Annotated in this window: 19 protein-coding genes; 9 read left to right on the plus strand and 10 right to left on the minus strand. The window is 67.3% G+C overall.

Annotated features, from left to right (window positions below; all coding sequences use genetic code 11):
- Positions 1-32: 32 nt before the first annotated feature.
- Positions 33-977 carry a LysR family transcriptional regulator gene (locus CF68_RS34200; RefSeq protein WP_152548606.1) on the minus strand — a complete coding sequence of 315 codons (945 nt, stop codon included), beginning with the start codon at positions 975-977 and terminating at the stop codon, positions 33-35.
- Between the two features lie 97 nt (positions 978-1,074).
- On the opposite strand from CF68_RS34200, the gene CF68_RS34205 reads away from it, so the two are divergent.
- From CF68_RS34205 to CF68_RS34215, 3 genes are read left to right on the plus strand one after another with little or no spacing between them, the layout of a single operon-like run.
- The gene (locus CF68_RS34205) at positions 1,075-2,070 is read left to right on the plus strand and encodes a hydroxyacid dehydrogenase (protein ID WP_035827802.1); all 996 of its coding nucleotides are present in this window, start codon (positions 1,075-1,077) and stop codon (positions 2,068-2,070) included.
- 45 nt (positions 2,071-2,115) lie between these two features.
- Positions 2,116-2,820, plus strand: coding sequence for an RraA family protein (locus tag CF68_RS34210; protein ID WP_035827805.1), 705 nt, complete (start codon positions 2,116-2,118; stop codon positions 2,818-2,820).
- A 51-nt stretch (positions 2,821-2,871) separates the two neighbouring features.
- Entirely contained in the window at positions 2,872-3,846 is a 975-nt protein-coding gene (locus CF68_RS34215) for a tripartite tricarboxylate transporter substrate binding protein (protein ID WP_035827807.1), read from the plus strand.
- A gap of 52 nt (positions 3,847-3,898) precedes the next feature.
- Here CF68_RS34215 and CF68_RS34220 read toward each other — a convergent pair whose 3' ends face one another.
- The 4 genes from CF68_RS34220 to CF68_RS34235 all read right to left on the minus strand — a co-directional run bounded on the left by CF68_RS34220 (position 3,899) and on the right by CF68_RS34235 (position 9,531).
- Positions 3,899-5,488, minus strand: a complete 1,590-nt coding sequence (locus CF68_RS34220; protein WP_035827809.1) for a gamma-glutamyltransferase family protein — start codon at positions 5,486-5,488, stop codon at positions 3,899-3,901.
- Positions 5,489-5,553: 65 nt separating this feature from the next.
- Complete coding sequence (locus tag CF68_RS34225; protein WP_035827812.1) at positions 5,554-6,531, minus strand: tripartite tricarboxylate transporter substrate binding protein; 978 nt, start codon at positions 6,529-6,531, stop codon at positions 5,554-5,556.
- 273 nt (positions 6,532-6,804) lie between these two features.
- Positions 6,805-8,256: an NAD-dependent succinate-semialdehyde dehydrogenase gene (locus CF68_RS34230; RefSeq protein ID WP_035827814.1), complete on the minus strand. Its 1,452-nt coding sequence runs from the start codon at positions 8,254-8,256 to the stop codon at positions 6,805-6,807.
- A gap of 9 nt (positions 8,257-8,265) precedes the next feature.
- The gene (locus tag CF68_RS34235; RefSeq protein ID WP_035827816.1) at positions 8,266-9,531 is read right to left on the minus strand and encodes a 4-aminobutyrate--2-oxoglutarate transaminase; all 1,266 of its coding nucleotides are present in this window, start codon (positions 9,529-9,531) and stop codon (positions 8,266-8,268) included.
- Positions 9,532-9,671: 140 nt separating this feature from the next.
- Here CF68_RS34235 and CF68_RS34240 point away from each other — a divergent pair, with 140 nt between their 5' ends.
- Together CF68_RS34240 and CF68_RS34245 are read left to right on the plus strand one after the other, a co-directional pair.
- Positions 9,672-11,186 carry a PLP-dependent aminotransferase family protein gene (locus tag CF68_RS34240; protein ID WP_035827818.1) on the plus strand — a complete coding sequence of 505 codons (1,515 nt, stop codon included), beginning with the start codon at positions 9,672-9,674 and terminating at the stop codon, positions 11,184-11,186.
- A gap of 65 nt (positions 11,187-11,251) precedes the next feature.
- On the plus strand, positions 11,252-12,436 hold the full coding sequence (locus CF68_RS34245) for an amidohydrolase family protein (protein ID WP_035827822.1): 1,185 nt from the start codon (positions 11,252-11,254) through the stop codon (positions 12,434-12,436).
- Between the two features lie 37 nt (positions 12,437-12,473).
- Here the strand turns inward: CF68_RS34245 and CF68_RS34250 are convergent, their stop codons facing one another.
- Complete coding sequence (locus CF68_RS34250) at positions 12,474-12,689, minus strand: CDGSH iron-sulfur domain-containing protein (RefSeq protein WP_035827823.1); 216 nt, start codon at positions 12,687-12,689, stop codon at positions 12,474-12,476.
- A gap of 249 nt (positions 12,690-12,938) precedes the next feature.
- Between CF68_RS34250 and CF68_RS34255 the strand changes: the two genes are divergently transcribed.
- Together CF68_RS34255 and CF68_RS34260 are read left to right on the plus strand one after the other, a co-directional pair.
- Positions 12,939-13,280 (plus strand): hypothetical protein, encoded by a 342-nt coding sequence (locus CF68_RS34255; protein ID WP_035827825.1) that lies wholly within the window; start codon positions 12,939-12,941, stop codon positions 13,278-13,280.
- A 64-nt stretch (positions 13,281-13,344) separates the two neighbouring features.
- Entirely contained in the window at positions 13,345-14,385 is a 1,041-nt protein-coding gene (locus CF68_RS34260) for an MBL fold metallo-hydrolase (protein ID WP_035827854.1), read from the plus strand.
- Here the strand turns inward: CF68_RS34260 and CF68_RS34265 are convergent.
- Positions 14,382-16,298 (minus strand): potassium transporter Kup, encoded by a 1,917-nt coding sequence (locus CF68_RS34265; protein WP_035827826.1) that lies wholly within the window; start codon positions 16,296-16,298, stop codon positions 14,382-14,384. The two genes, CF68_RS34260 and CF68_RS34265, sit on opposite strands and share 4 nt — an antisense overlap.
- A gap of 163 nt (positions 16,299-16,461) precedes the next feature.
- Here CF68_RS34265 and CF68_RS34270 point away from each other — a divergent pair, with 163 nt between their 5' ends.
- Positions 16,462-17,007, plus strand: a complete 546-nt coding sequence (locus tag CF68_RS34270) for a ProQ/FinO family protein (RefSeq protein ID WP_035827828.1) — start codon at positions 16,462-16,464, stop codon at positions 17,005-17,007.
- A 27-nt stretch (positions 17,008-17,034) separates the two neighbouring features.
- On the opposite strand, the gene CF68_RS34275 is transcribed toward CF68_RS34270, so the two are convergent.
- Both CF68_RS34275 and CF68_RS34280 read right to left on the minus strand, forming a co-directional pair.
- Positions 17,035-18,174, minus strand: coding sequence for an acyl-CoA dehydrogenase family protein (locus CF68_RS34275; protein WP_035827830.1), 1,140 nt, complete (start codon positions 18,172-18,174; stop codon positions 17,035-17,037).
- Positions 18,167-19,363, minus strand: coding sequence for a CaiB/BaiF CoA-transferase family protein (locus tag CF68_RS34280; protein WP_035827832.1), 1,197 nt, complete (start codon positions 19,361-19,363; stop codon positions 18,167-18,169). Before CF68_RS34280 ends, CF68_RS34275 begins: the two co-directional genes overlap by 8 nt.
- A 116-nt stretch (positions 19,364-19,479) precedes the next feature.
- On the opposite strand from CF68_RS34280, the gene CF68_RS34285 reads away from it, so the two are divergent.
- Positions 19,480-20,385: a LysR family transcriptional regulator gene (locus tag CF68_RS34285; protein WP_035827833.1), complete on the plus strand. Its 906-nt coding sequence runs from the start codon at positions 19,480-19,482 to the stop codon at positions 20,383-20,385.
- A 17-nt stretch (positions 20,386-20,402) separates the two neighbouring features.
- Here CF68_RS34285 and CF68_RS34290 read toward each other — a convergent pair whose 3' ends face one another.
- A complete protein-coding gene (locus CF68_RS34290; RefSeq protein ID WP_235205982.1) occupies positions 20,403-21,470 on the minus strand; it encodes a S9 family peptidase in 1,068 nt (355 codons plus the stop codon).
- Positions 21,471-21,474 lie beyond the last annotated feature (4 nt).

A 21,474-nucleotide genomic window follows, 5' to 3' on the forward strand; every position in this document is an offset into this window, starting at 1 on the left:
GCAGGCGCCGTGGACCGCGCTAGCCGCACGCCTCAGTGGAGTTGGTCGAAGAGCGTCTTGCCAAAATCATGCAGCAGGCCGATCAGCCGGTCTGCCACGGGCGAAAGCGGCTGGTCCTTGCGAAACGTGATGCCGAAGTTCCGCACTAGCGTGGCAGCGGGCAAAGGCACTTCCACCAGCTCGCCACCACTGGCGCGCAGGGTGCGGCGCGAGACAAAGGTCAGCAGCTCGGTATCGGCGACCACACGGGGAATCAGCGGGATCGAGTTGGTCTCGATCTGCACCACGGGCCGCGGCAGGCTGCGCGACTCCAGCGTGTGGTCGAGCCAGGTCCGGCTGGGGACGGCGCGATTGGGCAGGGCCCAACGATATCCGGTCAGCGCTTCCAGCCCCGGCTTGCGCACCCGGAAGATCGGATGCCCCCTGACTGCTGCTACGACCACGGTGTCTTTCAGCAGCGTCTCGCAGTGAAACTCGTCTTCCTGTTCCGGCACGAAGCCGAGAATCACGTCCACGCGCCCTTCCCGAAGATCGCCGCGTAGCTCGTAGTTGTTGCGAATACTCAGTTGCAGCACCACGTTGGGAGCTTCGCGCAGCAGCATTCTGCAGATCGGCGGCAACAGGTATTCCGCGCCGAGCGGCCCGCTCCCCAGTCTCACCGTACCCGCAACGCCCCGGGCAATGGCCCCGACTTCATCACGCACCAGCTCCGCCTCCTGCAACAGGCCGGCGGCCCGGGCGCGCAGCGCGGTCCCTGCCGCGCTCAGCTTCTGTCCCCTGCCGTCGCGTTCGAACAGTGCCGCGCCCAGCGAGGCTTCGAGCCGGTCCACCGCCTTGGTCAGGGTTGGCTGGCTACGGTGCACCAGCTCGGCCGCACGGCGGAAGTTGCCGGCATTCGCCACGGCAAGAAAGTACTTGAGGTCACGCAAATCCATACCGGCACTCCGCATCGGGTGGTCGGGAAGTCGGGCAAGCACGACTGATTACTTATATTTATCGAATAAGAAAAATTATAAGCTGGACGGCATCTGACTGGCGGGACAAGAATGGCCCCATACCAAACCGATCGCAGCCATGCCCTACACCGTCCTTGTTACCGCGCCCCGCCTTGCCGATGCCGGCGTCCGCCTGCTGGAAGCCGCCAACGCCAGCTTGCACTGCCTGGTCAACCCCGATGACTCGCAGGAGCTGCATCACCTGCTCGGCACACTGCCGGTAGACGCGGTGATCTCGCGCACCGTGGATCTGACCGGTGCCGCCATCGACGCCTGCCCCACGCTGAAGGTGATCTCCAAGCATGGCGTGGGCGTCAGCAACATCGATGTCGGCGCGGCCACCAAGCGTGGCATTCCCGTCTATGTGACGCCCGGCGCGAATGCCCAGTCGGTGGCGGAACTCACGCTTGGCCTGATGTTCGCCGCCGCCAGGCGTGTGACGTGGATGGATAGCGAGTTGCGCGCGGGCCGGTGGACGCGCGCGCAGGATGGGGTGGAACTGCATGGGCGCACCATCGGCCTGGTCGGATTCGGGCAGGTCGCGCAACGCGTGGCGCGCGTCTGCCTGGCGCTGGGCATGCAGGTCGCGGCCTTTGATCCCGCCCTGGCCAGCACTGCGGTGCCGGCCGCCGGCGCCACCCGTTTCGACACGCTGGAAGCATTGCTTGCCGTGAGCGATGTGGTCAGCCTGCACGCTCCCCTGAACCAGCACACGCGCGCGATGATCGGCCCCGCCCAGCTTGCATGCATGCGGCATGGCGCCATCCTGATCAACACGGCCCGTGGCGAGCTCGTCGACGAAGCAGCCCTAGTTGCCGCCTTGCGCGGCGGGCAGCTCCATGCCGCAGGCCTCGACACGATGGCCGTCGAGCCGCTGCCGGCAGGCAGCCCGCTGCTCACGCTCGGCAACGTCGTGCTGACGCCGCATGTCGGCGGCTCCACGCCGACGGCGCTGGCGGCCATGGCCAGCGATGCCGTGCGCAATGTGCTCGGCTACCTGCAAGGGACGCCGCCCGCGCCGGCCTTGTGCGTGAATCCCGGCGTGCTTGCCGGGCTGGACCAGCGCATCGCATAGCGGCTGGCTGCCACTCTTCCCACCCAGCTTTCCAGAGAGATACCCATGCACACCGAGCAAGCCACGGCCCTGTCATGGCCGGCGGGATACCGCATCACCCCCTGTGCCGACGGCTTTCCGGCCCCGCTGATCGCGGCATTCCGCGAGCTGCCGGTGCCGGCCATCGGGGACGCCATGAGCCGCCAGATCGGCACGATCGGCCTGCGTCCCTACCATCGGCGGCCAGAGGCAGTGCTGTGCGGCCCGGCCGTTACCGTGCGCGTGCGCCCGGGCGACAACCTGATGATCCACAAGGCCCTGATGATGGTCCGCCCGGGCGACGTGCTCGTCATCGACGGCGCAGGCGATGTCACCCAGGCGCTGGTGGGCGGACTGATGCGCACCACCTGCGTGGCAAAACGGCTTGCCGGCCTGGTGATCGACGGCGCGATCCGCGACGTGCTGGAATGGGCGGAAGACGGCATGCCCCTCTTCGCGCGCGGCAATACCCATCGCGGCCCGACCAAGGACGGTCCCGGGGAGATCAACGTGCCGATCACCTGCGCGGGCATGGCCGTGATGCCGGGAGACCTGATCGTGGGCGATGCGGACGGCGTGATCGCGGTGCCGGCAGCGCAGGCCGCCGAGATCCTCGCGCGCACGCGCGCCCACCTGGAGAAGGAAGCAAAGATCCGCGCCGGCAATGCCACGGGAACGTCGGATCCGGAGCGCTTCGATGCCACGCTGCGGGCCAAGGGGCTGCCGGTCTGACGGGCCTTCGCCTTACGTCATGGCCTCACAACAAAGATTACGGAGACAACGATGCAACGACGTCAGTTTATCCAGGCCGGCGCAGCGATGACGCTGGCCGCCTCCGGCTTGGTCCGGGCGCAAGGTCCCTGGCCGCAGAAGCCTGTCCGGCTGGTGGTGCCCTTCCCGCCCGGGGGCGGCACCGATGCCACCTCGCGGCTGATCGCCGAGAAGCTGGCAACGCTCGAGCGCTGGACCGTAGTGATCGACAACAAGCCCGGCGCCGGCGGCAACATCGGCCTGGACATGGTGGCCAAGGCCGCGCCGGACGGCTACACCATCGGCATGGGCCAGGCTGCCAATCTCGCCATCAATCCCGGGCTCTACCCGAAGATGCCGTTCGATCCGCTGAAGGACTTCACGCCCATTGCCGGCGTCGCGGCACAGCCGGTGGTGCTGGTCGTGCGGCAGGACTCCCCGCTGCGCACGCTCGCCGACTTCATCCAGGCAGCAAAAGCGCGCAGCGGCGAGACCGGCATTGCCCAGCCGGGCAACGGCACGGTCGCACACCTGGCGGGAGAAATGCTGGCGCGGCGGGCCGGCGTGCGCCTTATGCAAGTGCCTTACAAGGGAGCGGGCCCGGCCATGAACGACCTGCTTGGCGGCCAGGTGGCTGCCTGCTTCGGCAACACGGTGTCGGTCATGCCTCAGCTTGCTGCCGGCAAGATCCGCGCGCTGGCGGTGACCTCGGCGCAGCGCCTGTCCGCGCTGCCAGCCGTTCCCACCGTCGCGGAACAGGGCTTCGCGGGCTTCGAGGCAACAACCTGGCTCGGCCTGGTTGCGCCGGCGGGCCTGCCGGCCGAGGTGACAGCAAAGCTCGCGGCAGCAACCCTCCAGGTCATGAACCGGCCAGATGTCCAGCAACGGCTGAAGCAGGAAGGCAGCATCGCGACCCCGACGCCGCCCGCCGCATTCGCCGCGCATATCCGCGCGGAGCACGCCAGATGGGGCGCGCTGATTCGCGAGGCACAGATTAAGCTGAGCTGACCCAGCCATCGACGCCGGCGCGGCTGGGTTGCCCCGCAACGCCCGCGCCCGCTTAAAACCCCACTGCCTGCCCGTCGCGCCGCGAGTCCGACGCCGCGATATAGCCGTCCGGCGCCTTGTAGATGAGCTGCGCCGAGCCGAACTCCAGGCTGTCGCGCGGGGCCACTTCAACGCGATGGCCCATGCCGCGCAGCGTGGAGACCACGTCCGGCGGCAGATGCGCCTCGACATTCACCACCGGCCCGTGCTCCACGCGGAAGCGCGGGGCATCGCTCATGGCCTGCGGATTCTGGCCGAAGGCAGCAAGCCGCGCCATCATCTGCACATGACCCTGCGCCTGCATCGAGCCGCCCATCACGCCGAATGACATCACCGGCTCGCCATTGCGGGTGACGAAGCCCGGGATGATGGTGTGCATCGGCTGCTTGCCCGGCGCCACGCAGTTGGCGTGGCCGGGCTTCAGGTTGAAGCCCGCGCCGCGGTTATGCAGCGCGATGCCGGTGCCGGGCACCACCACGCCGGAGCCAAAGCCGCGGTAGTTGGACTGGATATACGACACCATCGAACCCGCGGCATCCGCGCTGGACAGGTAGACGGTGCCGCCGCTCTTCGGGACGCCAGCGGTGGGTGTGCCGGCGCGTTTCATATCGATCAGCGCCGCGCGCTCTGCAAGATAGGCCGGATCCAGGAAGGCGGCGGGTGCGTGCTGCATGGTGGACGGGTCCGACACGTGGCGGTGCAGGTCGGCGAAGGCCAGCTTCATCGCCTCGATGCTGGCGTGATAGAAGCCGGCGCTGTCGCAGCCCATGCTTTCCACGTCGAAGCGGTCCAGGATGCCAAGGCCGATCAGCGCGGCGATGCCCTGGCCGTTCGGGGGAATTTCATGGAGCGTGTAGCCGCGGAACTGCTGCGCCATCGGCTGGACCCAGGCGGCGCGATGCGCGGCCAGGTCGTCGGCGCGGATGGCGCCTCCGGTTTCCTCGGCGAACGCGACGATGCGCACGGCGAGTTCACCCGTGTAGAAGCTTGCGCCATCGCTCTCGGCAATGCGCTGCAGCGTGGCGGCCTGCTCCGGGAAGCGCCAGCGCTCGCCCGCCTGAGGCGCCCTGCCGTCGCGCAGGAACGCCTTGGCAAAGCCAGGCTGGCCGGCCAGCACCGGCACCTGCGCGGCCCATTGCCGTGCGATCTGCGGCGACACCAGGAAACCCTGTTCAGCGTACTCGATGGCCGGAGCAAACAGCCGCGCGAACGGCAGCTTGCCGAAGCGGGCCGACAGCGCCTTCCAGCCCGCGACCTGGCCCGGCACGGTGACCGTATCCCAGCCCACCTGGGGCATGCTGTCGTGGCCGGCGAAATGATCCAGGGTCCAGCGCGCCGGCGCCCGGCCGCTGGAGTTGAGCCCGTACAGCTGCCCCTCGTGCCAGACCAGCGCGAACATGTCCCCGCCAATGCCGTTCATGACCGGCTCCACCACGGTCAGCGCAATCGCGCTGGCAATGGCGCTGTCGATGGCATTGCCGCCTTCGTACAGCATGCGCAGCCCCGCCTGCGCGGCGAGCGGCTGGCTGGTGCTGACCGCGTTGGCGGCCAGCAGCGGCATCTTTTGCGACGGGTAGGGAAAGGTCCAGTCGAAAGGCAACATCGGGAACTCCATTCAGAACAGGTAAAAGGGCGCGCGGGCGGCGCCCCAGGGTTGCTGCACGCGGCTTATTGCAGCGTCACGCCGGATTGCTTGACCAGCTTTTCGGTGCGCGGGATCTCCGCGCTGACCATCGCGCTGAAATCGCCGACGCTGCCGCCGCGCGGCTCGGCGCCGGTGGCAGCCAGGCGCTCGCGGAATTCCGGGGCCTTGAGCAGCTTGTTGATCGAGACATTGAGCTTGCTGACCACGTCGGCCGGCGTGCCCTTGGGCGCGACAATGCCATACCAGGGCGCGATATCGAAGCCGGCATAACCCTGCTCGGCAATCGTCGGAATCTCCGGCGCGTTGGGCGAGCGCTTTGCGGTGGACATGCCGAGCGCGCGCAGCTTGCCTGCCTTCACATACGGCAGGCCGGTCATGATGGTGTCAAAATACATCGACACCTGGCCCGACAGCAACGCCGGGATCGCTTCGCCCGCGCCCTTGTACGGCACATGGACGATATCGATGCCGGCCGCGGCCTTCAGCATCTCCCCGGCGATATGCGAAGTGGTGCCGGCACCGAACGAGGCATAGGTCAGCTTGCCCGGATTGGCCTTGGCATAAGCGACCATCTCGGGCAGCGTCTTGAACGGCAGCGACGGGTTGGACAACAGGATATTCGGCGTGACCGCGACCACCGCCACCTTCTCGAACGCATCCGGGTCATAGCTGAGCTTCTTGTACAGGAACCGGTTGGTCACCATCGACGCCGGCCCGGACATCAGCAGCGTATAGCCATCGGCCGGCGCGCGCGCGGCCACCTCGCTGCCGATCATCGCGGCGGCGCCCGGCCGGTTTTCAACCACGAAGGTCTGGCCGTATTCCTTGCCGAGCCCGATGCCGATCTGCCGCGAGATCAGGTCGGTGGCCGAGCCGGCCTGGAACGGCACGACAATACGCACCGGCTGGCTGGGCCAGTCGCGGGCGCCTTGCGCAAGTGCCAGTGAAGAGGCCGCCAGCATGGTGACTGCAAGCAGGCTGCGGATAGCAGTGGAACGCATCTTTGTACCCTCATCGATAGAAGAAATGGCATCCGCTGATAGCAACGGATGGCACTTCTCAGTCCGCAATATGCGTGCCATTGGCGTTGGGCCGATCCCGGCGCGCGTCCTGTCCGCCCCCTTCCCTTTCCTGGAAGTTTGCGCAGGTCTTGCACCGCCATCGCCCACCTGGCACCGGCATTTGCCGGACTGTCTTGTCTCCATGGGGCCAGCGCACTGCGTGGGTGCGCCATGCCCCGCCCTGGTGGTGGGGTGTGCTTTACCCCATTGCTGTTATTCGACTTCCATGCAGAGGTACTTCGTCTCCAGATACTCGTCGATGCCATGGCGTGAGCCTTCGCGGCCCAGCCCCGATTGCTTGACGCCGCCGAACGGCGCCACCTCGTTGGAGATCAGCCCGGTATTGATGCCGACCATGCCGTACTCGAGCGCCTGCGCCACGCGCCAGATCTTCGCCATGTCGCGCGAGAAGAAGTAAGCGGCCAGCCCCGATTCGGTATCGTTGGCCATTGCCACCACTTCGGCTTCGCTGGTGAAGCGGAACAGCGGTGCCAGCGGGCCGAAGGTCTCCTCGCGCGCGACCCGCATCGACGCAGTCGCATTGGCCAGCACCGTCGGCGCGAAGAAGGTGCCGCCGAGCGCATGGCGCTGGCCGCCCGTCAGCACCGTGGCGCCGTGCGCGAGCGCATCGGCGATATGCGCTTCGACCTTGGCCACCGCATCGGCGTCGATGAGCGGGCCTTGCGTGACCCCGCTGTCGACGCCATGGCCGGGCCGCAGCTGTTCGACCGCGCTGACCAGCCGGCGCGCGACCTCGTCGTAGACGCGGTCGTGCACATAGATGCGGTTGGCGCAGACACAGGTCTGGCCGCTGTTGCGGAACTTGGAGGCAAGGATGCCCTCGACCGCGCGATCCAGGTCCGCGTCGTCGAAGATGATCAGCGGCGCGTTGCCACCCAGTTCCAGCGAGAGCTTCTTCACGGTGCCGGCGCACTGCGCCATCAGCAGCTTGCCGATCGCGGTCGAGCCGGTAAAGCTGAGCTTGCGCACCACCGGGCTGGCGCAGAGCACGCCGCCGATCTGCACGGCGTCGCCGGTCACCACCTGCAGCACGCCACGCGGCACGCCGGCCTGTTCGCCCAGCACGGCCAGCGCCAGTGCCGTGAGCGGCGTCTGTTCGGCGGGCTTGACGATGATGGTGCAGCCGGCGGCGAGCGCCGGGCCGACCTTGCGCGTGATCATCGCCGCGGGGAAGTTCCACGGCGTAATGGCCGCGCACACGCCCACCGGCTCGCGCAGCACCAGCATCTTCTGGCTGCTGCGCGGGCTGGCCAGCACCTCGCCATCGACCCGCTTGGCTTCCTCGCCAAACCACTCGAGGAAGCTCGCGGCGTAGGCCACCTCGCCACGCGCCTCGGCGAGCGGCTTGCCTTGCTCGGCGGTCATCAGCCGGGCCAGGTCTTCCTGGTGCGCCAGCATCAGGTCGGCCCAGCGGCGCAGCACGGCGGCGCGCGCCTTGCCCGTCTGCGCGCGCCACGCCGGCAGCGCACGCTCGGCGGCGCGCACCGCCTGTTCGGCTTCAGCCGCGCCGGCCAGGGGCACCGAGCCGATCCGTTCTTGAGTCGCCGGGTTGAAGACGGCGAGTTCTGCGCCGCTTTGCGCCCCGGTCCATTCGCCGTCGATCAGGCAATGGCTGCGCAACAGCGCGGTATGTTGGAGTTCCATGTGTTCCCCTTATTCGGCCAGCGCCTGTGCCAGCACCGCCAGCGCCGCGTCGAACTGCGCCTGCGGGATGGTGAGCGGATAGAGGAAGCGGATGACATTGCCGTAGGTGCCGCAGGTCAGCAGCACCAGGCCGGCCTCCAGCGCGCGGGCCTGTACGCGCTTGGCATGCTCGGCGCTGGGCTGGCCCGTGGCGGGATCGCAGAATTCGGCGGCGACCATCGAACCCAGCCCGCGCACCTCGGCCACTGCGGGGCAGTGCTTGCGCTGCGCCAGCAGGTGCTCGCGCAACTGCTGGCCAAGGCTGGCGGAGCGCTCGCACAGCCTTTCTTCCTCAATGACGTCGATGACCGCGTGCGCTGCGGCCACCGCCAGCGGATTGCCGGCATAGGTGCCACCGAGGCCGCCGGGCAGCGGCGCATCCATGATCGCGGCCCGGCCGCTGACCGCCGACAGCGGCATGCCGCCGGCCAGGCTCTTGGCCATGGTGATCAGGTCCGGCTCCACGTCATAGTGCGACATCGCGAACATCTTGCCGGTACGGCCAAAGCCGGTCTGCACTTCATCGGCGATCAGCACGATGCCGTGCTGGTCGCACACCGCCCGCAGGCCCCGCATGAAATCGGCCGGCGCCGCCTGGAAGCCGCCTTCGCCTTGCACCGGCTCAACGATGATCGCGGCCACGCGGCCCGGATCGATATCGGTCTTGAACAGGCCTTCAAGCGCCTGCAGCGCCCGCTCAGTGCTGACGCCATGCAGCGCGCTGGGGAACGGGGCGTGATAGATGTCGGAGGGGAACGGGCCAAACCCGATCTTGTACGGCGCCACCTTGCCGGTCAGCGCCATGCCCAGCAGCGTGCGGCCATGGAAGGCGCCAGAGAAAGCGATCACGCCGGGGCGGCCGGTATGCGCACGGGCGATCTTGATGGCGTTCTCAACGGCCTCTGCGCCGGTGGTGAACAGGGCCGTCTTGTTCAGGCCCTGGATCGGCACCAGCGCGTTGATGCGCTCGGCCAGCGTGACATAGCCCTGGTAGGGCACGATCTGGTAAGCGGTATGCGTGAAACGCTCCAGCTGCGCGGCGATGGCCTGCATCACGCGCGGGTGGCGGTGGCCCGTGTTGAGCACGGCGATGCCGGCGGCGAAGTCCGTGTAGGCACGGCCTTCCACATCCCACAGCGTGGCGTTCTCGGCGCGGTCGGCGTAGAAATCGCACATCACGCCCACGCCGCGCGGCGTCGCGAGGGTACGGCGTTGGTTCAGTTCGAGGTTTTTCATGGTCTTTGTGCGGTAAGGACTGTCGGCACCGGCCGACTCGCGAAACGGGCACCGCTGGCAGGGGCCCAGCGATGCCAGCCATTTCAACCGGCCTTGGCCCTATAATCCAGTACCGCTTTCGCAATTCCGATGGTGCCAATTTGAAATCGATCTGCGGCGACCAGCTGCTCCAGCGCCTGGGCCCCGAAGGCACGGCGGCACTGGGCAAACCGCTCAACCGCGGCCTCTACGAATGCATCCGCGCCGCGATACAGGACGGCAGCCTTGCGCCGGCCACGCGCCTGCCGCCGCAACGCGACCTGGCCGCCGAGCTGGGGTTGTCGCGCAATACGGTGATGTTTGCCTACGACCAGCTGCTGGCCGAGGGCTACCTGTACGCGCGCACCGGCAGCGGCACCTTCGTTGCCGCCACCGCGCCGGAGCGCTACCTGAACGCCGCCGCGGTGCCGGCTACCGAGGTCGGGCCGCAGGCCATGCCCGGGCTGTCGCCGCGCGGACAGCGGCTGCTGGCCAATGCCTCGGCCTCGGCCACGCAATGGGGCGCCTTCATGCCGGGCGTGCCCGACGTCACGCGCTTCCCGCATCGCCGCTATGCCCAGATCTCGGCCCGCGTGTGGCGCAACCCGCACCCGGAGTGGCTGAGCTACAGCCATGGCGGTGGGCTGCCGGCGTTGCGCGAAGCCCTGGCGGCGCATCTGCGGGTGGCGCGCTCGGTGCGCTGCGATCCGGACCAGGTGCTGATCACCGAGGGCATTCACCAGGCCATCGACCTGGTGGTGAGGATGCTGGGCTCGCCCGGCGACCAGGCGTGGGTGGAGGAACCCAGCTATTGGGGCATTCGCGGCGTGCTGCAGGTCAGCGATATCGGCATGGTGCCGAAGCTGGTGGACGACGAGGGCCTGACGCTGCCCGACACCGAAGCCGGCAGGGAGATGCCCGCGCCGCGCTTTATCTTCGTCACGCCCTCGCACCAGTACCCGCTCGGCGCCGTGATGAGCCTGAAGCGCCGGCGCGCGCTGCTGGAATACGCCCGCCAGCGTGGCAGCTGGATCGTGGAAGACGACTACGACAGCGAATTCCGTTTTTCCGGGCAGCCGATTCCGTCGTTGCAGGGTATGGAACCGGATGCGCCGGTGATCTATATCGGCACCTTCAGCAAGACGCTCTATCCGGGCTTGCGCATGGGCTACCTGGTATTGCCGCGCAGCCTGGCCGGCGCCTTCCAGACCGCGCACGCAGAGCTATACCGGGCCGGCCACCTGATGACGCAGGCGACCGTCGCCGAATTCATGCAGGCCGGCGACTATGCCGCCCACATCCGCCGCATGCGGCCGCTGTATGCCAGGCGGCGCGCCATCCTGGCCGCGTTGATCGAGCGCTACCTCGGCCCCGGCGCCTTGCACGAGCACGGCAGCAATGCCGGCCTGCACCTGGTGCTGCGCCTGCCCGACGATGCCGACGACGTGGCCATCACCGCCGCCGCCCGCGCGCGCGGCATCGTGGTGCGGCCGCTGTCGCGCTATTTCATCGGCGATGCCGTGCAGCGAGGCCTGCTGCTGGGGTACGCCTGCGTGCCGGAGGAGGACATCGCGCCGGCCTTCGACAGGCTGCTCGGCTGCCTGCCGCGGGGCGGCATGCGCGCCCCGCAGCGTTGAACCGTGCCGAGAGACAAGCCCCGCCGTCCTGAAGGCGGCTTCATCCTGAAATAACGGAAGATGCAATGAATCAACTGTTGGTCCGCAATGTCCGGCTCGCAGCCGGGAACCAGGTCGATATCCTGATCGCAGACGGCCAGTTCGCGAGCAGCGGCGCCGGGCTTGAGGCGCCGGCCGGATGCCAGGTCGAGGACGGCGCCGGCGCGCTGGCGCTTCCCGGCCTGGTCGAGGCGCACACCCACCTGGACAAGACCCTGTGGGGCATGCCCTGGTATCGCAATGAGGTCGGCCCCAACCTGACCGACCGCATCGACAACGAGCGCCGCTGGCGCGCCGCCACCGGCCACGATGCCCGCGCGCAATCGCTGGTGCTGGCGCGCGCCTTCCTTGCGGCGGGCACCACGCGGCTGCGCACCCACGTCGACATCGACACCGACGCGGGCCTGCGCCACCTGCAAGGCGTAGTTGCCACGCGCGACCAGCTGTCCGCGCAGATGGACATGCAGATCGTCGCGTTCCCGCAGTCGGGCGTGCTGGGGCGCCCCGGCACCGATGCCCTGCTGGATGCGGCGCTGCGCGATGGCGCCAACATCCTCGGCGGGCTGGACCCGTGCGCCATCGAAGGCGACCCGGTGCGCGCGCTGGATGTCCTGTTCGGCCTCGCGCAGCGCCATGGCCGCCCGCTCGACATCCATCTGCACGAGCCCGGCACCATGGGCGCCTATTCCCTCGACCTGATCCTGCAACGCACTGCCGCGCTGGGCATGCGCGGCATGGTCACCGTCAGCCACGCCTTCTGCCTGGGCGACATTGCCGAACGCGAGCGCGACGCGCTGCTGCGGCGCATCGCCGACCTTGGGGTGGTCATCGTCACCACCGCACCGCCGTCGCGCCCGGTGCCGCCGGTCGCCGCGTGCCGCGCGGCGGGTGTCAGGATTGCAGGCGGCAACGACGGCATCCGCGATACCTGGACGCCCTACGGCTCGCCCGACATGCTGGAGCGGGCCATGCTGATCGGCCTGCGCAACAACTTCCGCCGCGATGATGAACTCGCGGTTGCGCTCGATTGCGTGACGCACGCGGCCGCCGGCGCATGCGGCTTCCAACGCTATGGCCTGGCGCCGGGCGACCGGGCGGACCTGGTGCTGGTCGCCGCGCAAACGGTGGCCGAGGCGGTCGTGGCGAGGCCGGTCCGGCAACTGGTGGTGTCGGCCGGCCGGGTCGTCGCGCGCAATGGCGCGCTGGCATGAACCAGGCTGTGCTGGAGCTGGTTCGATCTCAGGCGGCTCAAGACTTCGGCTGTGGCGTGCTGCTGAATCCCTGCCGCTTGTGCGAGCCATCGCAGAAAGGCTTGTTCTCGGAATGGCCGCACCGGCACAACCAGACCTGATCGCCTTCGAAAGCGAAGGTGGCGCCTGCCGGGGTCACGATCCTGACGGGACCCTTTATGCGGTACGGCCCATTGTCCTGTACCGTAACGGTGACAACGGTGTCTTCGTCCATGATGCATCCACTCCCTGGCGACAGCCACGCTGGCACCCCGGTGGCAACCTTGTGCGCGCCTGTCTCTTCAAATCTACTCCAGTTTGTGGCGGGCGTTAAATAGACTGGCTGTAGGGCAACGTTGAGCTCGTGCGTTGCGTGGCAGTCTCTTGCAAAGCACTTTGCCGCCACAGACGGCCAGCTTCCGGCACTCCGGCCACGGTTGCCCGCCGAGCCCGGGTGCCCACAACCGTACGGAGGTGGCCTTCTATGAAGCCTCGTCAAGACGCACAGCAATGGCGCCGCTTCTATATCCTTGATGAGAAGAACCGGCCAGTGCAGGTAACCGACCACGACGAATGGTCGCGCTGGATGGCGGACAACGACCTGGTATTCCGCCGCACCCTGCTGGAGCAGTCCGGCGGCATGGTGACGACCCGCTTCCGGGGCGTGTCCGAGGCCGCACCGACGGACACCCCCTTGTTCATCACGCGTGTGACCGGGCTGGCCGAGCAGGACAATGAAAGCTATGGCGCGCAGACGCTTGACGCGGCGCTGGAAGAGCATGAGCGGATCGTGCAGAAGCTGCTGCGCCAGCTGACCGGGCGGTGACTGGCAGCCCGGACCAGCATGCGCCATTGCCTGAGCCTTGGTGCCGGTCGTGCCGCGATTGATCATGCGCCCTTTGCTGGAAGCCCGCCTCGTCAACGATGCCTTTGGCGACCCGGGGCTGTTCGTCGACTTCCTGGACGAACGGCGCGCGCTGCTGTTCGACCTGGGCGACATCGCCCGGCTGATGCCGCGCGAGCTGATGCGCCTGTCGCATGTGTTTGTCACGCATGCGCACATGGATCATTTCTCTGGCTTCGACAAGCTGCTGCGGGTGCTGCTCGGGCGCAAGCCGCGCATCGTGCTGGTCGGCGGGCCGGGATTCCTGGCCCAGGTCGAGCACAAGCTGCTTGCCTATACCTGGAACGTGGTGCATCGCTATGCCACCGAGCTGGTCATCGAAGTGGCCGAACTTGGACTGGACGGGCAGATGCGGCGCGCCAGCTTTTCCAGCCGGCACGGCTTTGCCAGGGAGGCCGAAGCGCGCGCCGACAGGACCGGCGATATCGTGCACGACGAAGCGACGTTCCGGGTGCGCGCCTGCTTTGTCGACCACGGGATTCCATGCCTGGCCTACCTGGTGGAGGAAAAAGCCCGGCTCGGCGTCAACGAGGAACGCCTGGCTGCATCGGGCCTGACCACCGGCGCTTGGCTGCGAGAACTCAAGCATGCGGTCCTGACCGGCGCGGCCGCCGATGCCCCGATCCTTGTGCAGTGGCGGGACAGGAGCGGCGATCACGCGTCGGCGCGAACGGTCGGCGAGCTGAGCCGGCTGATCCTGGATGCCGAGCCCGGCCTGCGCATCGGCTACGTGACCGACCTGCGCTATACGAGCGAGAACGTGCAAGCGTTGTCGCAACTGATGCAAGGTGTCGACCAGCTTTTCATCGAGAGCGTGTTTCTGGATGTCGACCGGGCACACGGCCTGCGCAAGAACCACCTGACCGCCGCCCAGGCCGGGCTGATTGCGCGCAGCATAGGTGCACGCGCGGTGACGCCGTTCCATTTTTCGCCACGCTATCAAGGGCGGGCCGATGAACTGGCTGCCGAGGTACGGGACGCCTGGGGCACGGAGTCCTCTACCAACGAGGTACCGCCGGCAGTCTAGATCTTGATCTGCGTGCCAATCTCGATCACGCGATTTGCCGGTATGTTGAAGTAATCGGCTGCGTTGCCGGCATTCCTGCTCATCGTGGCAAACAGATGCTCACGCCACAACGCCATGCCACTGGGACCGCCTGCCGCGGGAATGATGGCCTCGCGACTCAAAAAGAACGAGGTCTCCATGATGTCAAAATCCAAACCAGCCCCTGGAGGCATCGCAGTCAACGCGTGCGCAACGTCGGGCCGGTTCATGAAGCCAAAGCGCATGGTTATCCGGTAGCAGTCGTGTCCGAGCGGTTCGACGGCGACGCACTCGGCCGCCGGCACCGATGGCACATCCGTCATCTTCACGGTAAGAAACACGACACGCTCGTGCAGCACCCTGTTGTGGTTGAGGTTATGCACCAATGCGTGCGGCACTACATCGGGCGTTGCAGTGAGGAACACCGCTACCCCGGGCACACGCGGCGGTAGTGAGAGAAATAGCGAATCCAGGAACAACTTAAGGGATATGTCGGTACTTTGAAGCCGATCCAACAGGGCTTTCCGGCCACGAAGCCATGTCAGCATCACGACCAGCATCCCGGCCCCGACCACGAGCGGGAACCAGCCACCCTCGCCGATCTTCAACAGGCTGGAGGAAAGGAAAGCCACATCCACCGCAATAAAGAAGCCAGTCGCGACCAGGCTTAGCAGCAGGTTGTAGCGCCAACCGTAGCGGATCACAAAGAAGGTGAGGAGGGTCGTCGCCAGCATCGTGCCTGTTACTGCCACCCCATATGCCGAAGCAAGATTCGACGAAGACCCGAATCCGAGCACGGCAACCAGGACCGCGAACAGCAACATCCCGTTGATAGTCGGTATATAGATCTGACCGATCGCCGTTTCCGATGTTTGCACCACGTTCATGCGTGGCAGGTAGCCCAACTGGATTCCCTGTTTCGTCAGCGAGTAGGCGCCCGAAATCGTCGCCTGCGACGCGATCACTGTCGCCGCTGTCGCGAGTGCAACCATCGGGTACAGGGCCCACGACGGAAAAAGCAGGTAGAAGGGGCTCTCGATTGCCTTTGCATTCACAATGATCAGCGCGCCCTGCCCCAGGTAGTTGAGCGCAAGGGCCGGGAATACCAGCCCAAACCAGGCCAGGCGAATTGGGGCACTGCCGAAATGCCCCATATCGGCATAGAGCGCCTCGGCACCCGTGAATGCGAGGAGCACGGCCCCAAGCACCGCGAACGAGGCGAACCCGTGCTGCGTAACGAAACCCAATGCGTGCATGGGGTCAAGGGCGGCCAGGATAGCGGGATACTGAGCGATGCCGTAGAGGCCCGCGGCGGCCAGGGCGAGAAACCACACGATCATGACAGGCCCGAACAGCGCACCGATGGCCGCGGTGCCATGCCGCTGGAACAGGAACAGCGCGATCAACACGCCCACGGAAGCCGGCAAGACATAAGGCTTCAGCGCTGTCGTGCCCACCTCGATGCCTTCGACCGCCGACAGTACCGACATGGCAGGTGTCAGCACCGCATCACCATAGAAGAGCGAGGCGCCGACCAGGCCCACGATCAAGATCGGCGTCGGAGAGCGGCCCACCTTTTTCACGGACGACAGGGCAAGTGCGAGCAGTGCCATGATGCCGCCTTCCCCCCTATTGTTCGCCCGCATGATGAGGATCACGTACTTGAGTGAAACGACCACCATCAGGGCCCAGAGGATCGCAGAGATGCCGCCAAGGATGTTCCCGGCTACGAGGGGAATCCCGTGGGCCGGATTGAAGGTCTCCTTGACGGCATAGAGGGGGCTCGTGCCTATGTCACCGTAGACGACGCCTAACGCAGCAAGTGTGAGGCCTGCGCGGAATTGCCGCGGGTGCGAGTCGCCCGTCGTTCCGCGGCTATTCACATAGGAATCCACAGGTGTTCCTCGAGGTCATCCTCAAGCTCCGCTCAGGCTCTTCGATCAACGACTTCCCGGAGCGGGAGGCGTTCTCGCCCCATGCCCGCCGCATGCAAAATGCCGCCGAACCTGTCATTGGCCCAGCCTTGCTACAATTCTGGTTCACAGAACGGCAAATATCATGGGCTTTGAACAACTCGCAGCACTAAGGGACCAACTGGCAAGCAAGGCGAAGGCCGAATCACGTACGGAAGGCAAGCGCCGGCGCCCCGCGCCGGCTGCCGCGCAGGCTGCCGCGCCCGCCAAGCCGCCCGTCGATCCGGTGGTGCATTCCATTGCCCGGCTGCAGAAGCACTTCCCCAAGGCGTTTCCGAAGAACCCGGCGCCCAAGGTGCCGCTGAAGGTCGGCACGTTCGAGGATCTGGCCCAGCACGCGGCCAGGCTTGCCCTGACCGAGGCGGAGCTGCGTGAAGCGATCCGCACCTGGTGCAGCGGCGCACGCTATTGGTCGTGCATGGTGGAAGGCGCCAAGCGGCTGGACCTGGACGGCAATGAGGCCGGCGTCGTCAGCCTGGCGGATGCCAAGCGGGCCCAGCAGCTGAAGGCCCGCCGCGGTGCGGGCAACCGGCCGCGGAAAGCCAAGCCTGCCACGCCCGCTGCCACGCCTGACACCCTTGCCGCGCCCGCCGCCACGCCTGACAGCCCCGACACGCCTGCCACGCCCTGATCCCCGCCGTCGGATCTGCAGCGGCGCTTACGCCAGCACCGCGCGCGCGATCACCGTCCGCTGGATTTCCGACGAGCCTTCATAGATGCGCAGGATCCGCGCGTCGCGCACCAGCCGCTCCAGCGGCATTTCGCGCGTGAAGCCGTAGCCGCCGTGGATCTGCAGCGCGGCGTCGGTGACAAAGCCGACCATCTCCGAGGCATAGAGCTTGGCCATCGACGCCTGCTCGGTGAAGGGCTCTCCGTCCCGGCGCCGCACCGCCGCCTGCAGGGTCAGCAGCCAGGCCGCTTCCAGCCGCGTGCGCATGTCGGCGAACATCCATTGCAGGCCTTGCTTGCGCGCCAGCGGCTCGCCGCCGACCTGGCGCTGCCTGGCCCAGTCCGCCGCGCACGCCAGCGCTGCCTCGGCAATGCCCAGGCTGGTGGCGGCCACGTCCAGGCGGCTGTTGTCCAGCACCTTCATCGCGGTACGGAAGCCCGTGCCTTCCGGGCCCAGCCGGTTGGCGGCAGGGACGAAGCAGTCCAGCGCCACCTCATGGGCCGGCGCCCCGCGAATGCCCATCAGTTTCTCGGCGGGCGCGATCTGCACGCCCTCGCTGTGCCGGTCCACCACGAAGGCGCTGATGCCGCGCGTGCCCGCGGCGGGATCGGTCTTGGCGTAGACGACGACAAAGTCCGCCGCGTCCGCGTTGGAGATGAAGTGCTTGACCCCGCGCAGGCGGTAGCCGTCGCCCTCCGGGGTGGCGCGCGTGGCCATGTCGGCCGGGTTGGAGCCGGCGCGCGGCTCGGTCAGCGCAAAGGCGCCCAGCTTGATGCCGGCGGCCGCGTCCGGCAGGTAGCGCTCGCGCAGGCTGTCGTCGCCGCCGATCAGGATGGAATCGGTAGCCAAATAGTGCGCGCCGATCATCGACGAGGTAGAGGCGCAGGCCTTGGCAACTTCCACCAGCGACAGGATCAGTGCCACGGGCGAGGTCTCGGTCCCGCCCCAGCGTTCCGGCAGGTTCATCCCCAACAGGCCGAGTTCGGCAAGTTGCGGCACATAGCACGTGGTGGAGGTTTCGGCCCGGTCCACCTCGGCCGCCTTCGGGGCCAGTTCGCTTTGCGCGAAGCGGCCGATGGCATCGGCGATTTCCAGATCGCCCGGCTCGACGCCCAGTCGTTTATGCATGTTGTTTCTCCTTGCTGAACACTTGCGGATGCGCCGTGGCAACGTTGGCCAGCTCGGCCAGGATGGCTTCGGTGTGCTGCCCCAGCGACGGCGCGGGCGTCACGCGGTTGGCGCCGTAGCCGGAGAACTTCACCGGCTGCGAGGGCAGCCGCACGGTGCCGCCCTCCAGCTCAGGCACTTCGGTAAGCAGGCCGCGGTGGGCGGCATGGTCGCTTTCCAGGGCTTCCTTGACGTTGCGGATGGGCGCGACAGGAATGCCCGCCTCGCTCAGCAGGCGGTTCACCTCGGCCACGGAAAGGCCGGCCGACCAGGCTTCGAGACCGGCGCGCAGATCGCCCTCGAAGCGGCAGCGCGTCTCGTCGTCGGCAAAGCGCGGATCCTGCGCCATCTCCGGCCGGCCGATGGCATTGGCCAGCGCCTGGAACAGCTTGTTGTTCAGCACCGCCACCACATAGAAGCCGTCCGCGGCGCGGTACACGCCGAACGGCGCGGACGAGGGATGGCGGTTGCCGACGCGCCGCGGCGCCAGGCCGGTCGCGGCATAGCGCGCAACCAGGGTGGCGCTCAGGCTCAGGGTGGCGTCGAACATCGAGACATCGACATGCGTGCCCCGCCCGGTCTTCTCGCGCGCCAGCAGCGCGGCCAGCACGCCCCATGAGGCGAACAGGCCGCTGACGGCATCGGAGACAGCCTCGCCCAGCATGGTCGGGGTGCCGTCCGGGGCGCCGGTGGCATCCATCAGCCCGCACATTGCCTGCAGGATGATGTCGTAGGCAGGGCGGTGCGATTCCGGGCCGGTCTGGCCGAAGCCCGACACGCTGGCGTAGACCACCGCCGGATTCAGCGCACGCAGCGCCTCATAGCCGATGCCCAGCTTGTCGGCGACACCCGGGCGGAAGTTCTCGACCACCACGTCGGCCCGGGCGCAGAGCGAGCGCGCCAGCTCCAGGCCCGCTGCCGTCTTCAGGTCGATCACGATGCTCTGCTTGTTGCGGTTCATGGCAGAGAACAGGCCGCTCTTGCCATCGACAAAGGGACCGACCGCGCGGTAGTCGTCGCCACCAGGCGGTTCGATCTTGATCACCTCGGCGCCAAGATCGCCGAGCAGCGCCGTGCAGTAAGGGCCGGCCAGCACGCGCGAGAAATCGATCACGCGGATGCCGGCAAGCGGCAGGTCGGAATGGGTCACGTCTTGGCCTCCAGGGCTTGCAAGCCCGCGGGCTTGCGTTTCAGTGACACCGATTCTGCGCAGCGCAGGCTATCAAGTAAAATATTGAATTCGACTAGCACCTATAGGATTTCCTGATGCGTGTCTCCTTGCGGCTGTTGCGCTACTTCGCCGCGGCGGCGGAAACCGGCAGCACCACGGCGGCGGCGCGGCTGCTGAACGTCTCGCAGCCCTCCATCTCCGTTGCCATCCGCGAACTGGAGACGCTGTTCGAGGAAGCCCTGTTCGCCCGCGATGTCGGCGCAAGGATGACCCTGACCCGCTTCGGCGTGCGCAAGCTGGCGGAAGCGCGCCACATCCTTGGGGCAGCAACGGCATTTGAAATGGACAAGAGCGGCGATGCCGCGGCGGGCGAGGTGCAGATCGGCGTGTTCCGCACGCTGGCGCCGGTCTACCTGCCGGTGGTGCTGCGCCTTGCACGCGAGCGCTATCCCAAGCTGTCAGTACGCTTTGTCGAAGGCGATCTCGCCCAGTTGGAAGACTGGCTGCACGGCGGGCAGATCGAGCTGGCGCTGACCTACGACGTGGGCATGCCCGATGACATCGAGCGCGAACTGCTGGCAGAGCTGCGGCCCTATTGCCTGCTGCCCGCGGGCTCGCGGCTGGCCAGGCGCAAAGGCAGCCTGTCGCTGCACGAACTGGCGCAGGAACCGCTGATCCTGATCGACCTGCCGCACAGCCGTGAATTCCTGATGGCGCCGTTCTGGCAATTCGGGCTGCAGCCCGAGGTGCGCTACCGCGCGACTTCGCTGGAACTGGCGCGCGGCATGGTGGCGAACGGACTGGGCGCGGCGCTGCTGATCACGCAGGCGCCGGCGTCGTCCCAGGTCACCGCAGTCGTGGAAAAGCCGATACGGGAAGACACCGTGCGCCAGCCGCTGGTGATCGCGCGCACGGCCCGCGCGACGCGCACCCGGGCATCAGAGTTGCTGGCCGAGTGCGTGCGCGCGGCTGTGGAAGAAGCGAAGATCCGGCGCGCTTGACGGCGCGCGGCGTCCGTTCAGCAGAGCCGATCCGCGAACCAATCGGCCACCAGCGCAGTCCGCTCGGCCGCGTGGTTGTAGATCGTATGCTCGCCATCCGGCCAGATTCGTAGCGTCACGTCGTCCGTGAGCGCCGCGTCCAGGAAGGGCTGCTGGTCTTCCAGCTTCACCAATGGATCCGCGCCGCCATGCAGCACGAGCAGCGGGCAAGAGATCCTGTCGCGGTGCGAGTGAAAACGCATGCGTTCGAAGTTGGCCTGGATGGCCGCCTGATCCCTGCTGCCCAGCATGGCGGCCGCCTGCTCCTCGAACGTCCGGAACGGCAGCAGTGTGGGTGCTGCGAGGGCACCGTTGATGCAGCATGCCCGGATCCTGTCGTCCGTGGCTGCCGTGGCTGCCGCCCAGAGCCCGCCTACGCTGTTCCCCCAGATGCCGGGGACGCCAAGCGATGCATCCTCGGCTATCCGTGACACAAAGCACCGGTAGGCCGCGGGAATATCCACGTCGACATGAATGCCGTGGACCAGCCGGGTTTCGCCCTGCCCCGGACCTTCCGCCATCAGCGTGGCGAGACCGCGCTCTGCCAGGGCCCGTGCCAGCGGCAGGTATGCCACCCCCCAGCCGCTCTGCCCGCCAAAGAGCAGCACGGTGCCGCGCGCGTGGCCGGCTGGCGGGCGCATCAGCCACCCTGTCAGGCGACCGTTTGCGAATGGAAGCTCAATGCGCTCGAGGCCTTGTTCGGACCAGTGGCAAAGCTGGTGCGTGGCAGCCACCAGTCGACTGTACAAGCCGAGTTTTCGTGGCACATCGTGATTGAAGGCCATCTGCGCAAAGACCAGGTCGGCAATCGCCATGGACTGGGACTGGGCGGCTGTCACCAGGTGGCCGGCCCTGGCAGCGTGTTCGGCGCGCCCCAGCTGAGCGTCGGCGAGCGACTCGGCCACGCGATCCCAATCCTCTCCCCGGCTGGTGGCGTCGAACAGCCGGACCGCGTCGGCATAGTCCATGCCGCAATCCAGCAAGCGTGTGACCGGCATCGCCCGCTGGAACGCCAGCGCCGCCGAAGAAGCCGTTGTCGTCATCATCGCT

It is taken from the genome of Cupriavidus sp. SK-4 (genome assembly GCF_000611125.1).
Classification (GTDB): Bacteria; Pseudomonadota; Gammaproteobacteria; order Burkholderiales; family Burkholderiaceae; genus Cupriavidus; species Cupriavidus necator.